Annotated in this window: 15 protein-coding genes; 12 read left to right on the top strand and 3 right to left on the bottom strand. The window is 65.3% G+C overall.

What is annotated here, in order from left to right; all coding sequences use genetic code 11:
• The first annotated feature begins 93 nt into the window (after window positions 1-93).
• From olsB to IEX25_RS13105, 3 genes are all read left to right on the top strand, one after another.
• Window positions 94-876 carry an L-ornithine N(alpha)-acyltransferase gene (gene olsB, locus IEX25_RS13115; RefSeq protein ID WP_188715538.1) on the top strand — a complete coding sequence of 261 codons (783 nt, stop codon included), beginning with the start codon at window positions 94-96 and terminating at the stop codon, window positions 874-876.
• Window positions 873-1,724, top strand: coding sequence for a lyso-ornithine lipid O-acyltransferase (gene olsA / locus IEX25_RS13110; RefSeq protein WP_188715465.1), 852 nt, complete (start codon window positions 873-875; stop codon window positions 1,722-1,724). The genes olsB and olsA overlap by 4 nt, the downstream gene beginning before the upstream one ends.
• A gap of 70 nt (window positions 1,725-1,794) precedes the next feature.
• Window positions 1,795-4,059 carry an adenosylcobalamin-dependent ribonucleoside-diphosphate reductase gene (locus tag IEX25_RS13105; RefSeq protein WP_188715463.1) on the top strand — a complete coding sequence of 755 codons (2,265 nt, stop codon included), beginning with the start codon at window positions 1,795-1,797 and terminating at the stop codon, window positions 4,057-4,059.
• A gap of 13 nt (window positions 4,060-4,072) precedes the next feature.
• On the opposite strand, the gene IEX25_RS13100 is transcribed toward IEX25_RS13105, so the two are convergent.
• On the bottom strand, window positions 4,073-4,813 hold the full coding sequence (locus IEX25_RS13100) for an N-formylglutamate amidohydrolase (RefSeq protein ID WP_188715461.1): 741 nt from the start codon (window positions 4,811-4,813) through the stop codon (window positions 4,073-4,075).
• A 113-nt stretch (window positions 4,814-4,926) separates the two neighbouring features.
• On the opposite strand from IEX25_RS13100, the gene pyk reads away from it, so the two are divergent.
• From pyk to pheS, 7 genes are all read left to right on the top strand, one after another.
• A complete protein-coding gene (gene pyk / locus IEX25_RS13095) occupies window positions 4,927-6,372 on the top strand; it encodes a pyruvate kinase (RefSeq protein WP_188715459.1) in 1,446 nt (481 codons plus the stop codon).
• Between the two features lie 33 nt (window positions 6,373-6,405).
• Window positions 6,406-6,630, top strand: coding sequence for a hypothetical protein (locus IEX25_RS13090; RefSeq protein ID WP_188715457.1), 225 nt, complete (start codon window positions 6,406-6,408; stop codon window positions 6,628-6,630).
• 111 nt (window positions 6,631-6,741) lie between these two features.
• On the top strand, window positions 6,742-6,942 hold the full coding sequence (rpmI, locus tag IEX25_RS13085) for a 50S ribosomal protein L35 (protein ID WP_103171044.1): 201 nt from the start codon (window positions 6,742-6,744) through the stop codon (window positions 6,940-6,942).
• Window positions 6,943-6,958: 16 nt separating this feature from the next.
• Entirely contained in the window at window positions 6,959-7,318 is a 360-nt protein-coding gene (gene rplT / locus IEX25_RS13080; RefSeq protein WP_103171045.1) for a 50S ribosomal protein L20, read from the top strand.
• Between the two features lie 105 nt (window positions 7,319-7,423).
• A complete protein-coding gene (locus IEX25_RS13075; protein WP_188715537.1) occupies window positions 7,424-8,788 on the top strand; it encodes a cytochrome P450 in 1,365 nt (454 codons plus the stop codon).
• A 100-nt stretch (window positions 8,789-8,888) separates the two neighbouring features.
• Window positions 8,889-10,295 carry an alanine/glycine:cation symporter family protein gene (locus IEX25_RS13070; RefSeq protein ID WP_188715455.1) on the top strand — a complete coding sequence of 469 codons (1,407 nt, stop codon included), beginning with the start codon at window positions 8,889-8,891 and terminating at the stop codon, window positions 10,293-10,295.
• A gap of 92 nt (window positions 10,296-10,387) precedes the next feature.
• Window positions 10,388-11,470 (top strand): phenylalanine--tRNA ligase subunit alpha, encoded by a 1,083-nt coding sequence (gene pheS / locus IEX25_RS13065; RefSeq protein WP_188715536.1) that lies wholly within the window; start codon window positions 10,388-10,390, stop codon window positions 11,468-11,470.
• Between the two features lie 121 nt (window positions 11,471-11,591).
• On the opposite strand, the gene IEX25_RS13060 is transcribed toward pheS, so the two are convergent.
• Window positions 11,592-12,083 carry a hypothetical protein gene (locus IEX25_RS13060; protein ID WP_103171047.1) on the bottom strand — a complete coding sequence of 164 codons (492 nt, stop codon included), beginning with the start codon at window positions 12,081-12,083 and terminating at the stop codon, window positions 11,592-11,594.
• Between the two features lie 110 nt (window positions 12,084-12,193).
• Here IEX25_RS13060 and IEX25_RS13055 point away from each other — a divergent pair, with 110 nt between their 5' ends.
• Window positions 12,194-12,604 (top strand): SufE family protein, encoded by a 411-nt coding sequence (locus tag IEX25_RS13055; RefSeq protein WP_188715453.1) that lies wholly within the window; start codon window positions 12,194-12,196, stop codon window positions 12,602-12,604.
• Here IEX25_RS13055 and mnmA read toward each other — a convergent pair.
• Window positions 12,576-13,742, bottom strand: coding sequence for a tRNA 2-thiouridine(34) synthase MnmA (gene mnmA, locus IEX25_RS13050; RefSeq protein WP_188715451.1), 1,167 nt, complete (start codon window positions 13,740-13,742; stop codon window positions 12,576-12,578). The two genes, IEX25_RS13055 and mnmA, sit on opposite strands and share 29 nt — an antisense overlap.
• A gap of 148 nt (window positions 13,743-13,890) precedes the next feature.
• Here mnmA and sciP point away from each other — a divergent pair, with 148 nt between their 5' ends.
• A complete protein-coding gene (gene sciP, locus IEX25_RS13045; protein WP_103171049.1) occupies window positions 13,891-14,166 on the top strand; it encodes a CtrA inhibitor SciP in 276 nt (91 codons plus the stop codon).
• Window positions 14,167-14,194 lie beyond the last annotated feature (28 nt).

Raw genomic sequence — 14,194 nt, 5'->3', positions numbered from 1 at the left:
AAAGCGAAGACCCGATCAACCTTGGCGCTGTTGCAAAGCCTTGGCACCCTGCCTAGAGAGAACGGGATGCCCATGACCAGCCCTGCCGCCCGCATGAAGACCGATCCGTCATTCTTCGACATCCGCCTGGCTGTGTCAGAACAGGATCTGCTGGCGGCGCAGCGCCTGCGCTATCGGGTGTTCATCGAGGAACTGGGCGGCACCGGACCATTCGTCGATCACGACAAACGGCTGGAACGCGACGAATTCGACCCCATCGTGGACCATCTTTGCCTGATCGACAATCGCCGTTCGGCAAAGGATCTGGATCATGTGGTCGGGGTCTATCGCTTGTTGCCGGGGGATCGGGCCGCGAAGTTCGGGCGATTTTACTGCGATGCGGAATACGACCTGACGCCCTTGCGCGACTGCGGCCGCCCCGTGCTGGAACTTGGCCGGTCCTGCGTCGATCCGGCCAGCCGGGGCGGGTCGGGGATGTTCCTGATGTGGAATGCCCTTGCCGATTACGTCCTGGATCACGGGATCGAGATCCTGTTCGGCGTGGCCAGCTTTCACGGCACCGACATTCCGATGCTGGCGCCTTCGCTCAGTTGGTTGCACCACCATCACCTTGCGCCTGCGGAGTTGCGGCCCAGGGCGTTGCCTGCGGGTTATCACAGGATGGACCTGATCCCTGCCGATCGCCTTGACCGGCGAGAGGCGATGGCCGGGATGCCTGCGCTGATCAAGGCCTATCTTCGCTTGGGCGGGATGGTGGGCGAGGGTGCCTTCATCGACCGCGCCTTCAACACGACCGATGTGTTCCTGTTGATGGACACCGCTGCGATGTCGGACAAGCACCGGCAATTCTATGAAAGCCGCTGGCAGCCGCAATGACCCTTCCCCTGCGTGTCGATCCGGGACGGGCCGAGGCGACCTGGCGCGACGCGGTGCCTCCTCCTTCCGCGCCGCCTGCGGGTCTTTGCGACTGGCTGCGCGTCCTGCGGCGCGGGGGCGGTGCTGTTCTGGTGCTGCTGGCAGGGGTGTTTCTGATCCTGCCGATGCGGGGGGTCGAACGGCTGTTTCACGGCCGTCGTCGTCCCTGGACCGGGCGGCTTGTTCAGATGGTATGCCGCCTGACGCTGGCCTCCATGGGCATTCGCCGGTCGTGCCGGGGGAAGCCGATGCGCGGCCCTGGCGCGGTGGTGGCCAATCATTCAAGCTGGCTGGACATCCTGGTGCTGAACGCGGCCATGCCGGTCTTTTTCGTCAGCAAGTCCGAGGTCGCGGGTTGGCCCGGCATCAACATCCTGACCCGCGTGACCGACACGCATTTCGTGGTCCGCGATCCCCGGCTGGCATCCGCACAGGCACGCGAATTCGCAGAGCGTATTCAGGCGGGTCACCGGCTGCTGTTCTTCCCCGAAGGCACCTCGACCGATGGGCAGCGCCTGTTGCCCTTCAAGCCGACCCTGTTCCAGGGCTTCCTGGACCCGGCATTGCCAGAAGGTTTGGCGATCCAGCCGGTCAGCGCGCGGTATGAGGCACCGAGGGGCGCGGATCCGCGTTTCTATGGCTGGTGGGGCGACATGGACCTTGGACCGCATCTGCTGGCCGTGCTTGCGGCCAAGCGGCAGGGGCGGGTGACGGTGGTTCTGCATGAGCCGATCCCGGTCGCGGGACTGACGCGCAAGACCCTTGCAAGTGCCTGCGAGGATGCGGTGCGGCAAGGCCTGGCGATCTGATCGCTTGATCGGTCAGGCAGAACGACCATATCTTGTAGATCCGCCACTGTCCTGCCCCAAGAGGTCCGCTATGACCCGTTTCGCCGCACCCATTGCCGAACAGATCTGGGACATGAAATACCGCCTGAAGGACGCCCAGGACCGTCCGATCGACCTGACGGTCGAAGACAGCTGGCGCCGCGTCGCCCGAAACCTTGCCAGCGTCGAGGCCAATCCGGCCGAATGGGAAGATCGCTTCTATGCCGCGCTCGAGGGTTTCAGGTTCCTGCCAGCGGGCCGCATCCTGGCGGGGGCGGGCACGGGCCGGTCGGTCACGCTGTTCAACTGCTTCGTCATGGGAACCATCCAGGACAGCATGGGGGGCATCTTCGACGCCCTGAAAGAGGCTGCGCTGACGATGCAGCAGGGCGGCGGCATCGGCTACGACTTCAGCACCCTGCGTCCGAAAGGGGCCGAGGTGCTGGGGGTGGGGGCCGATGCCTCGGGTCCGTTGTCCTTCATGGACGTGTGGGATTCGATGTGCCGCACGATCATGTCGGCGGGGTCGCGGCGCGGCGCGATGATGGCCACCATGCGCTGCGACCACCCCGACATCGAGGATTTCATCGAAGCCAAGCAGGACAGCGCCCGGCTGCGCATGTTCAACCTGTCCGTCCTAGTGACCGATGCCTTCATGGAAGCCGTCAAGGCCGACGCATCCTGGGATCTTGTCTTCGGCGGCAAGGTTTATCGGACAACCCGGGCGCGCGACCTGTGGAACCGGATCATGCGCGCGACCTATGACTATGCCGAACCGGGCGTCATCTTCATCGACCGCATCAACCAGCAGAACAACCTGCATTATGCGGAAACGATCAGCGCCACGAACCCCTGCGGCGAACAACCGTTGCCGCCCTATGGCGCCTGCCTGCTGGGGTCGATCAACCTGGCGCGGCTGGTCAGCGATCCGTTTACATCGGGGGCGCGGCTGGACATGGCGGCGCTTGACGATCTGGTCCGCGTGGCGGTGCGGATGATGGACAATGTGGTCGATGCCTCGCGCTTCCCGCTGCCCCAGCAGGCGGACGAGGCGCAGGCCAAGCGCCGCATCGGTCTGGGCGTGACGGGGCTTGCCGACGCGCTGCTGATGCTGGGGCTGCGTTACGGCGCGGCGGATGCGGTGGACCAGACGCGGGACTGGATGAAGGCGATCGCGCGGTCGGCCTATCTGGCCAGTGCCGATCTGGCCCGCGAAAAGGGGCCTTTCCCGCTGTTCGACCGGGATGCCTTCCTGGCATCGGGGTTCATGCAGCGGATGGACGACGATGTCCGGCAGGCGGTGGCGCAGCACGGCATCCGCAACGCGCTGCTGACCAGCATCGCCCCCACCGGGACGATCAGCCTTTATGCGGGCAATGTCAGTTCGGGGATCGAGCCGGTCTTTGCATATGCCTATACCCGCAAGGTGCTGCAGAAGGACGGATCGCGGACCGAGGAGGAGGTCGTCGATTACGCCGTCCAGATGTGGCGCGACATGCACGGCGACGCCCCCTTGCCGGATCACTTCGTGAACGCGCAGACCCTTGCGCCCCGCGATCATGTCGCCATGCAGGCCGCGGCGCAGGAATGGGTGGACAGTTCGATTTCCAAGACGATCAACTGCCCCGCCGACATATCCTTCGACGACTTCAAGGGCGTCTATCTGTCCGCCTGGGAACTGGGCTGCAAGGGCTGCACGACCTATCGTCCGAATGAGGTGACAGGCAGCGTCCTGTCGGTCAGTGAAAAGGCCGAAACCGTTCCGCAGGCCGATACCGGGGCCGATGTCGTCTATCTGACCCAGCCCCTGGATCGCCCCGCTGCGTTGGAAGGCGCGACCTACAAGCTGAAGTGGCCGGCCAGCGAACACGCGATCTATATCACCATCAACGACATCGTGCAGGCAGGTTATCGCCGCCCGTTCGAGATCTTCATCAACTCCAAGAACATGGAGCATTTCGCCTGGACGGTCGCCCTGACCCGCATGATCAGCGCCGTCTTCCGCCGCGGCGGCGACGTGTCCTTCGTGGTCGAGGAACTGAAGGCGGTCTTCGACCCCCGGGGTGGCGCATGGATGGGCGGGCGCTATGTCCCCTCGATCCTTGCGGCCATCGGCGGGGTCATCGAACGCCACATGGTCGCCATCGGCTTTCTGGCAGGCGAGGGGATGGGCCTGAAATCAGACCCTCATATCGAGGCCGTGGCGGTCGGCGAACGCCCGCTTGGCCCGGCCTGTCCGAATTGCGGCCAATACGGAATGCGGATGAACGAAGGCTGCATGACCTGTCCCCATTGCGGACATTCCAAATGCGGCTAGGGGTGTCGCCGGATCACAACCCGGACGCCGCCAGCGTCCCTGCGATCACGGGGGCCAGACGGGCGGCCCATTCGGCCTGACCGGCCTTGTCCGTGATGAGGTCGTTGCGGACTTCGACCAGGATGTTGGGGCGGGCATGGCGCAGGGCGTGGCGGTCGATCGAGTCACCCTCGAGGTGACCGTCATAGGGCTGGTTTTCCCCGGTGATCCAGCCCATCTGGCGACAGGCCTGCACCAGGGGCGCACCCAGCCGCACATCCCGATAGGAATAAAGAATCCCCACCTGCCAGGGACGCCGGGGACGGCCCCGCAACTGCGGGGTAAAGCTGTGGATCGCGCAGATGCAGCGGTCGGGATGACCATCCGCAAGCTTGGCAAGGGCGGTGTGATAGGGGCGGTGCAGGCGGTTCAGGCGACGTTCGCGCTCGGCCGCGTCGGCGTTCTTGTTCGCCGGAATGACCGTCCCGTCATAAAGCCGCATCAGCAGGGTCGGGTCGTCCTCGCCCCGGTTGGGGTCGATCACCAGGCGCGAGAAATCGGAAAAGATCGCGGGCGCGTCCATCAGGACCGCCAGCTTCGACGCCAACCCGGCCGCGCCCACGTCATAGGCGATGTGGCGGGCCATGTCTTCGGGGGCGATGCCCAGGTCGCCGCCCCCCACCCAGGCAGGCACCCGGTTCGTCGCGTGGTCGCAGGTGATCAGCCAGCGGGACGGGCGATCCTCGCCTTCAATCCAGAAGGCGCGTTCTGTCATGGGTCGGTCATCCTTCATCTTGGTGATTGTCTATGCCATGCTTTCACCGGACGCCAGTTGCAGCCTCGGGCGATCTGGATCATAGTTAGCGCAAACGGAAGAAGGGCGCCGGAATGAGACGACATCGCAACGTGAAGATCGTGGCAACGTTGGGACCCGCTTCCTCGACCCGCGACATGATCCGTTCGTTGTTCGAAACAGGCGCCGACGTCTTCCGCCTGAACATGAGCCACGGCAGCCATGAGGACCACCGCGCCCGCTATGACGCGATCCGCGCGGTCGAGGCGGAAACCGGACGTCCCATTGCCATTCTGGCGGATTTGCAGGGACCGAAGCTGCGGGTGGGCCAATTCACCGCAGGGGCCTGCGATCTTGAGGAAGGAAACCGCTTCCGCTTCGATCTGGACCCCGCGCGTGGCGATTCCCGCCGTGTGCAGTTGCCCCACCCCGAGATTTTCGCGGCCCTGGTGCCCGGCAGCAACCTGCTGGTCAACGACGGCAAGATCCGTCTGCGCGTCGATGAATGCGGCCCCGATTTCGCCGAATGCACCGTGACGGTGGGCGGCACCATCAGCGACCGCAAGGGCGTGAACGTGCCGGATGTGGTGCTGCCCCTGGCGGCGCTGTCGGACAAGGACCGGGCGGATCTGGAATTCGCCTGCGAACTGGGTGTCGATTGGCTGGCGCTGTCCTTTGTCCAGCGGGCCGCCGATGTCGAGGAGGCGCGCGAGCTGGCCACGGGCCGCGCCGCGATCCTGTCCAAGATCGAAAAGCCCGCCGCCGTCGATGCGTTCGAGGAAATCCTTGCCGTGTCCGACGGCATCATGGTCGCGCGCGGCGATCTGGGCGTGGAACTGCCGATCCATTCCGTCCCACCGATCCAGAAACGGCTGGTGCGCCGGTGCCGGTCGGCCGCCAAGCCGGTGATCGTCGCCACCCAGATGCTGGAATCCATGATCGAAAGCCCGATGCCCACGCGGGCCGAGGTCAGCGACGTGGCCAACGCCATCTACGAAGGCGCCGACGCCGTGATGCTGTCGGCTGAAAGCGCCGCCGGCGCCTATCCCATCGAGGCCGTGCGCACCATGGACAGCGTCGCCCGCTCGGTCGAGGCTGACAGCAACTATCGCGCCATCATCGAGGCCTCGCGCCAGAACAAGCTGCACACCGTGGCAGACGCCATCGTGACCGCCGCGCGCGAAATCGCCGAGACGACCGACATCGCGGCGATCTGCGCCTTCAGCCAGTCCGGCAAGACCGCCAGCCTGGTCGCCCGCGAACGGCCGCGCGTGCCGATCATCGCGCTGACCCATGTCGAATCGGTCCTGCGCCGCATGTGCCTGACCTGGGGGACGCATTGCGTGATCACGCCGCAACTGGGCCGCTTCAAGGAAGCTGTGGTCAATGCCACCCGCGCCGCGCGCGAATTCCACTTTGCCGATGAAACCCGGCAGGTTGTGGTGATCGCGGGCGTGCCCTTCAACGTGCCGGGCAGCACCAACATCGTGCGGATCGCGCCCTGCGACGAACGCTTGATCTTCGCATCCGATCCAGAATAAGCCCGGTGGACGTCAACAAGTCCGGGGACATCCATGTCTGATCTTCTGCTGCTGGGCGGCATCGCGCTGTGCCTGATTTCGGTCCTTGTCGCCGTCGTGCAGCTTTTGCGGACGCAGCCCCCGCGCGCGGCGGCGATCCTGCTGGTGCTGGGGATCGCCGCGATCTTCGCCGCCGCCTATCTGTCGCCGCAGCCCTTCACGCTGGAACAGATCCCGCAGGCCTGGGCGCGCGTCACCGGCGGCACGACCACGCCGTAACCCCTTGCCAAACAAGCCGGGCGCGCTTATACGGCGCGCTTCCTACCCCCGTGCGGCCGGCCACGATGGCATTGCCGAGTCGCGCGTTCACTCTGATCCAAGGAGACAAAAATGCCGAAGATGAAGACCAAGTCGGCCGCCAAGAAGCGGTTCTCGTTCACGGCCGGGGGCAAGGTGAAATCCGCCCAGGCCGGCAAGCGCCACGGCATGATCAAGCGCACGACGAAGTTCATTCGCGATGCGCGCGGCACCACCGTCCTGTCGGACGCGGATGCCAAGATCGTCAAGAAATACATGCCCTACAACCGCTGATCGCGAGGACTGAACAATGGCACGAGTTAAATCCGGCAAGGTCACCCACGCCCGCCACAAGAAGGTTCTTGACGCGGCGAAAGGCTATTACGGCAACCGTTCGCGCAACTTCCGCACCGCCACCCAGGCCGTGGACAAGGCGAACCAGTACGCCACCCGCGACCGCAAGACCCGCAAGCGCAACTTCCGCGCCCTGTGGATCCAGCGCATCAACGCCGCCGTCCGTCTGGTGGATGCGGAAATGACCTATTCGCGCTTCATCAACCTGCTGGCGAAAGCCGGGATCGAGGTTGACCGCAAGGTTCTGGCCGACCTGGCCGTGAACGAGCCCGAGGCTTTCGGCGCGATCGTTGCACAGGCGAAAGCCGCCGCCTGATCCGCTGCAACAGCGACAGTGACAACGACAAGGCCGGTGCAGGGCGCACCGGCCTTTTTCATGGGCACCATTGTTTCGGGGCCGGGCGCTTCCTATCCTTTCAGGATGAACATCCGAACGCCGCCTGTCCGCAGCCGGGAACCCGTCAAGGTCGCGCTTGCCCGGCAGCCGCTGGGTATTCTCGGCACCGCGCTGACCGCGCGACGGAACCTGCTGGAACTGATCCCGCAGATCGCCACCCGCCAGCCGATCGTGTCGGGCAAGACCGGTGTGCGGTTCCACATGGTCATGGACCCACCGACGCTGCGCCACATCCTCAAGGACAGGGTCGAGGATTACCCGAAATCCAATGTCACCAAGCTGATCCTGGAACCCGCCATCGGCGACAGCCTGTTCATCGCCGAAGGTGCCCAGTGGCGGTGGCAACGCCGCGCCGTGGCCCCCGCCTTCGCCCTGCGCCATGTCGAGGCGCTTGGCCCGGTCATGACGGCCGCGGCCGAAGCTTCGTCCCGTCGTTTGGCAGGGGCGCGCGGCCCGGTGGACCTGTTCGCCGAAACAGTCGCCGCGACCTTCGAGGTGATTTCGGATGTCACGCTGTCCGGGGACCGCGCCTTTGACCGCGAGGCGGTCCATGGCGCCATCGACAGCTATATCGCGCAGACGGCCAAGGTGTCCCTGTTGGACGTGATGGGGCTGCCGGGCTGGATCCCGCGTCCGGGGCGCATCTTTTCACGGTCCGACCTTGGGCGGATGAAGTCGGTCGCGGATCGCGCCATCAACGCCCGCGCCGCATCGCCAAGGGTCGAAGGCGCGCCCGATCTGCTGGATCTGCTGCTGGATGCGGCCGACCCGGAAACCGGCCGCGCCATGACGCGCGACGAGTTGCGCGACAACCTGCTGACCTTCATCGTCGCCGGGCACGAGACCACGGCCCTGACCCTGGCCTGGGCGCTGTATCTGTGCGCCTTCGACCCTGACATACAGGACCGCGCTGCGGCCGAGGCGCAGGCGGCCCTGGGCGACCGGGCGGCGACGGCCGCCGACATGCCGCGACTGCCGCTGATCCAGCGCATCGTGTCCGAGGCGCTGCGGCTTTATCCCCCCGCCGCCTTCCTGTCGCGCACGGCGCAGGTCTTGGACCGCCTTTGCGGGCGCGAGGTCCTGCCCGGCGATACCGTGATGCTGCCGATCTATGCGCTGCACCGCCATCACCTGCTATGGGATCGTCCCGACGCCTTCGACCCGGACCGCTTCCTAACGGCGCCCGACCGCTATGCCTATCTGCCCTTCGGCGCAGGGCCGCGCATCTGCATCGGCGCCAGCTTCGCCCTGCACGAGGCCGTCATCATCCTGGCCACCTTGCTGGCCCGCTTCCGCTTCAGCGCGATCCCCGGCCGCAACCCCCAGCCGCGCATGATCCTGACACTGCGCCCGCACGGGGGTGTCTGGCTGAAGGTCGCGCCGCGTTAGGCGCGCGTGCAACACTTCCCCAACCAAACCGTTAGGCCGTGAGGCGGACAGATCACGCGGGTGTTACACCCCTAGTGATTGAGGAAGCAGGAGCGCGGCCATGAACACCATCATCGATTTTCTGAACAACATCTTCTGGGGCTATGTCCTGATCTATGGGCTGATCGCGGTGGGCATCTATTTCACCGTATCGCTGGGCTTCATCCAGTTCCGCCACTTCCCCGAGATGTTCCGCTGTGTCACCGGATCCCGTTCGGGGGACCGGGACGGCATCTCGCCCTTCCAGGCGCTGACCGTGTCGCTGGCAAGCCGGGTCGGCACGGGCAACATCGCGGGCGTGGCTGTGGCCCTGACCCTGGGCGGGCCGGGGGCGATCTTCTGGATGTGGGTGGTGGCGACGGTCGGCATGGCGACGGCCTATGCGGAATCGACGCTGGCACAGCTTTACAAGGTCCACGGGCCCGATGGCATGTATCGCGGCGGCCCGGCCTTCTATATCGCCAACGGCCTGCGCCAGCCTTGGCTTGCGGCGGTCTTTGCCGTCGCGCTGATCCTGGCCTTCGGGATGATCTTCAACGCCGTCCAAGCCAACTCGATTGCCGAGGCCATCGAGGGCGCCTTCGGGGTCGAGAAATGGATCGTCGGCCTTGGGGTCGCGGCGCTGACGGCGGTCATCATCTTCGGCGGCATCCCGCAGATCGCCCGGTTTGCGGAATTCGTAGTGCCCTTCATGGCAGGCGCCTATCTTCTTGCGGCGATCATCGTCATCATCCTGAACCTGTCCGAAGTGCCGGGCGTCCTTTGGGCGATCATTGCCAATGCCTTCGGCCTGCAAGAGGCTGCCTGGGGCGTGACCGGCGGCGTCATGGCGGCGGCGCTGAACGGCATCAAGCGCGGCCTTTTCTCGAACGAGGCGGGAATGGGGTCGGCCCCCAACATCGCGGCGGTGGCCGTGCCCGACCCTCACCATCCCTCCAGCCAAGGCTTCGTGCAGGCCCTGGGGGTGTTCATCGACACGATCCTGGTCTGCACCGCGACCGCTGTCATGATCCTGCTGTCGGGCGCGATCCCTTCGGCCGAACTGACCGGGACGGCCCTTACCCAAAGCGCGCTGACCGAGCATTTCGGGTCTTTCGGGGGCGTCTTCGTGGCCATCGCGATCTTCTTCTTCGCCTTTACCTCGATCATCGGCAATTACAGCTATGCCGAGAACTCGGTCGTCTATCTGGGCGGCGGCAGGACCGGCATCCTCGTGCTGCGCTGTGTCGCGCTTGCGATGGTGGTTTGGGGTTCGATCCAGGCCGTGACGACGGTCTTCAACTTCGCCGATGCCAGCATGGGGCTGATGGCGACGATCAACCTGATCGCCATCGTGCTGCTGTCCCGCACGGTCATCCGGGTCACCCGCGACTATGTGGCGCAACGCAAGGCGGGCCGGCAGCCGACTTTCCACATCGGCGACCATCCCGGCCTGGAACAGGGCGTCAACCGCGACATCTGGAAATGACCCTGCCGCCTTGGCCGCCCAGCCTGCGGCCAAGGCTTTTCCCCCGTCGTCACAAATGCTAACGCAAGTCCCGACAAGGACGAGGCATGACGATGGACGACCTGACCCCCCTCCGCCAGCAATGGCTTGACCGGATCAACGGCGCGACCGACCCCGCCGCCATCGAGGAGGTGCGCCTTGCCGCCCTTGGCAAGAAGGGCGAGATCAGCCTGAAGATGCGCGAACTGGGCCGCATGTCGCCCGAGGAACGCCAGACCACCGGGCGTGCCCTGAACGAATTGCGAGACGAACTGGACGCGGCGCTGCGCGCCCGCAAGCTGTCGCTGGAAGACGCCGCGCTGGAGGCGCGTCTGGCCGGCGAATGGCTGGACGTGACGCTGCCCGGCCGCCCGCGCCCGCAGGGGACGATCCACCCGATCAGCCAGGTGACCGAGGAAGTGACCGCGATCTTCGCCGACATGGGATTTTCCGTGGCCGAGGGTCCGCAGGTCGAATCCGACTGGTATAATTTCGACGCCCTGAACATCGCGCCCGAACATCCCGCGCGCCAGGAACACGACACCTTCTTCATGCACCGCGCGCCCGGCGACAACCGCCCGCCGCATGTGCTGCGCACCCATACAAGCCCCGTCCAGATCCGCGCCATGCAGGAACAGGGCGCACCGATCCGCGTGATCTGCCCTGGCCGCGTCTATCGCATGGACATGGACCAGACCCACACGCCGATGTTCCACCAGGTCGAGGGGCTTGCCATCGACCGCGACATTTCCATGGCGCAACTGAAGTGGACGCTGGAGGAATTCTGCCGCGCCTTCTTCGAGGTGGGCCAGGTCGAACTGCGCTTCCGCGCCAGCCATTTTCCCTTCACCGAACCCTCGGCCGAGGTGGATATCCGCTGTTCCTGGGAGCGCGGCCAGCTGAAGATCGGCGAGGGAGATTCGTGGCTGGAGATCCTCGGTTCCGGCATGGTCCACCCCAAGGTCCTGCGCGCGGGCGGCATCGACCCCGACCAGTGGCAGGGCTTCGCCTTCGGCATGGGCATCGACCGGATCGCCATGCTGAAATACGGCATCCCCGACCTGCGGGCCTTCTTCGAGAGCGACCTGCGCTGGCTGCGGCATTATGGGTTCGCAGCGGGGGATGTGCCGAGTGTGGCGGGCGGGCTGAGCCGGTAGCGATCGGCCCGGTCCGCATCTTGCGTCATCGAGGCAATAAGAAAGGTGCGTGCAAGCACGCACCCTACAAGAAGCGGATCTTACGTAGGGTGCGTGCTTGCACGCACCCCTTCCATGTCCGCTACCGCCCCAACCGCACCACATTTCCTGCGCTCGTGATCTCCACCGCCACGATCCGCGACAGCTGCACCGACGACAGCGACATCGCCGCCGTGATGTCGTCAACACCGGGGCGGGCGGGCAGGGCGGCGGCGCTGCCCGGCGCGGGCGGGACGCCCACCAGGCGCAACCGCAGCACGCCATCGGCATCGGGCGAGATGCGGTCGCCCGGCATGGGACGTGCGGTGACAAGCGCGACCGAGGAATAGCCGCGCACCGGCGCAAAGCCGTTCACGACCAGCAGGCGGCCTTCGTTCAAGGGCTCCCACCGGGCGGCGGTGATCTGGGGGATGTCGGGGCGGTTGTCCGATACCTCGGCATAGCCGCCCTCGGGTTCCAGGGTCCGGGCCGGCGCCTCGCCCCAGGAAAGGGGGTTCCACCTGCTGTCGCCAAGCCGCCCGCAGCCGGTCACGGCCAAGGCGGCGATCAGCAGGGGCGCGGTCAGTTTGCTCATGTCACCATCCCTCGGGCGTTTTCGGTTTGTTAGGCGAAATCGGATGCGGGATAAAGGCACTTTGACCTTGCCCGCCCGCCGCGTTAACCACAGGGCAAAAGGACCGTGCCATGGCAACCCAAGCCTTCGAAGACATCGCCGAAACCTTCGACTTCCTCGACGACTGGGAGGAACGTTATCGCCATGTGATCGAACTGGGTCGGGCGATGCCGCCAATGGATCCGGCGCTGCAGGTGCCCGCCACCAAGGTCGAGGGTTGCGCCAGCCAGGTCTGGATCATGCCCCGCATCGAAAATGGACGCTTCGATTTCCAGGGCGACAGCGATGCGATGATCGTGCGCGGGCTGATCGCGGTGCTGCACGCGCTTTATTCCGACGTCCCGGTGGCCGAGGTGGGCCGGATCGACGCGCAGGCCGAACTGGCGCGGCTGGGCCTGGACGAACACCTGTCCTCGCAGCGGTCGAACGGGCTGCGGGCGATGATCCAGCGAATCAGGCAGCTTTCCGCCGACGCAGCGTGATCCAGCCTCCGCCCAGCACGCGGGTGCTGTCAGGTTCATAGAAGACGCAGGCCTGGCCGGGGCTGACGCCTTCCTCGGCGTCCAGCAGTTCGACCTCAGCCCGTGTGGCGTCGATGGGTCGCAGGATCGCGGGCCGCGGGGGGCGAGTGGACCGGATGCGGACCATCACCGGGATCTCGCCCGCGAAAGGCTGATCGCCCAGCCAGTTCACTTCGCTGATGGGCACGACCGTCGTCGCAAGCGCCGATTTCGGTCCGACCACCACGCGCCGCGCATCGGGATCCAGCCGCACGACGTAAAGCGGATCGCCCAGGCCGCCGATCCCAAGCCCGCGCCGCTGGCCGATCGTATAATGGATGACGCCCTTGTGCCGGCCCAGGACGTTGCCATCCATGTCCACGATCTCGCCCGGTTCGGCCGCATTGGGGCGCAATTTCTCGATCACGGCGGCATAGTTGCCGTTGGGCACGAAGCAGATGTCCTGGCTGTCGGGCTTGTCAGCCACCGCCAGGCCGTATTCGGCCGCCAAGGCGCGCGTTTCGGCCTTGCTTTCCAGATGCCCCAAGGGAAAGCGCAGGAAATCAAGCTGCTCCTGCGTGGTCGAGAACAGGAAATAGCTTTGATCCCGGTTCGGATCCGCAGCCATGTGAAGCTCGGCCCGCGCCGCGCCGTTCTTGCGCTGGATATAGTGGCCGGTCGCCATGCAGTCGGCATCCAGGTCGCGCGCAGTTTCCAGCAGGTCCCGGAACTTGACGCGCTCGTTGCAGCGGATGCAGGGCACCGGCGTCGCGCCCGCCAGATAGGCATCGGCGAATTCGTCGATCACCGATTCGCGAAACCTGTTTTCGTAATCCAGGACATAGTGCGGAAAGCCCATGCGTTCGGCCACGCGTCGCGCGTCATGGATGTCCTGGCCTGCGCAGCAGGCGCCCTTTTTCGCCAAGGCCGCACCATGGTCGTAAAGCTGCAGGGTGACGCCGATCACGTCGTAACCCTCGGACTTCAGCTTGGCGGCCACGACCGAACTGTCCACGCCGCCCGACATCGCGACGACCACCCGGGTCTGTGCGGGGGCCTTCGGGAAGCCAAGGCTGTTCAGCAAGGTGTCGCGCGCCGGGGCGCGGTGATGGAGGGTCATGGCGGATCCGATGGAAAACAATTGCGTCGAAATATAGGCAAATGCTGTCTATTCTCAAGCAGGCGAAGCCAGAAAAACCTGCCACCTTCAACGGGGCCTTAATGGGATCCGGGACAATGTCCTTCGTAAGCGACATAGGACAGGTGGGATGTTCTTGAAGAAAACCGACACGCCTCGCACCGTGACATTGCCGGATGGCAGGATCCTGACCGTGGCCGACCTTCCGCCTGACAACACGCGTTGGGTGGCCAGCCGCAAGGAAACCGTCGTCAACGCCGTGGTCCATGGCCTGATCACGAAGGAGGAGGCCCTTCGACGCTATGGCCTGTCGGACGAGGAATTCGACAGTTGGGCGCGTGCCATGCAGGTTCATGGGCTGGACGCCTTGAAAATCACCGCAATCCAGCGATTTCGACAACCATAAGTTGCTCCAGATCAATTACCGGATCATG

It is taken from the genome of Paracoccus acridae (genome assembly GCF_014642735.1).
Classification (GTDB): Bacteria; Pseudomonadota; Alphaproteobacteria; order Rhodobacterales; family Rhodobacteraceae; genus Paracoccus; species Paracoccus acridae.
The sequence above is the reverse complement of the archived record's forward strand: the minus strand, read 5'-3'. Positions and strand labels throughout refer to the sequence as shown.

Coding starts and splice junctions, on each gene's coding strand:
- olsB (WP_188715538.1), top strand. CDS start 94: ATGAAGACCGATCCGTCATTCTTCGACATCCGCCTGGCTGTGTCAGAA.
- olsA (WP_188715465.1), top strand. CDS start 873: ATGACCCTTCCCCTGCGTGTCGATCCGGGACGGGCCGAGGCGACCTGG.
- IEX25_RS13105 (WP_188715463.1), top strand. CDS start 1,795: ATGACCCGTTTCGCCGCACCCATTGCCGAACAGATCTGGGACATGAAA.
- IEX25_RS13100 (WP_188715461.1), bottom strand. CDS start 4,813: ATGACAGAACGCGCCTTCTGGATTGAAGGCGAGGATCGCCCGTCCCGC.
- pyk (WP_188715459.1), top strand. CDS start 4,927: ATGAGACGACATCGCAACGTGAAGATCGTGGCAACGTTGGGACCCGCT.
- IEX25_RS13090 (WP_188715457.1), top strand. CDS start 6,406: ATGTCTGATCTTCTGCTGCTGGGCGGCATCGCGCTGTGCCTGATTTCG.
- rpmI (WP_103171044.1), top strand. CDS start 6,742: ATGCCGAAGATGAAGACCAAGTCGGCCGCCAAGAAGCGGTTCTCGTTC.
- rplT (WP_103171045.1), top strand. CDS start 6,959: ATGGCACGAGTTAAATCCGGCAAGGTCACCCACGCCCGCCACAAGAAG.
- IEX25_RS13075 (WP_188715537.1), top strand. CDS start 7,424: ATGAACATCCGAACGCCGCCTGTCCGCAGCCGGGAACCCGTCAAGGTC.
- IEX25_RS13070 (WP_188715455.1), top strand. CDS start 8,889: ATGAACACCATCATCGATTTTCTGAACAACATCTTCTGGGGCTATGTC.
- pheS (WP_188715536.1), top strand. CDS start 10,388: ATGGACGACCTGACCCCCCTCCGCCAGCAATGGCTTGACCGGATCAAC.
- IEX25_RS13060 (WP_103171047.1), bottom strand. CDS start 12,083: ATGAGCAAACTGACCGCGCCCCTGCTGATCGCCGCCTTGGCCGTGACC.
- IEX25_RS13055 (WP_188715453.1), top strand. CDS start 12,194: ATGGCAACCCAAGCCTTCGAAGACATCGCCGAAACCTTCGACTTCCTC.
- mnmA (WP_188715451.1), bottom strand. CDS start 13,742: ATGACCCTCCATCACCGCGCCCCGGCGCGCGACACCTTGCTGAACAGC.
- sciP (WP_103171049.1), top strand. CDS start 13,891: ATGTTCTTGAAGAAAACCGACACGCCTCGCACCGTGACATTGCCGGAT.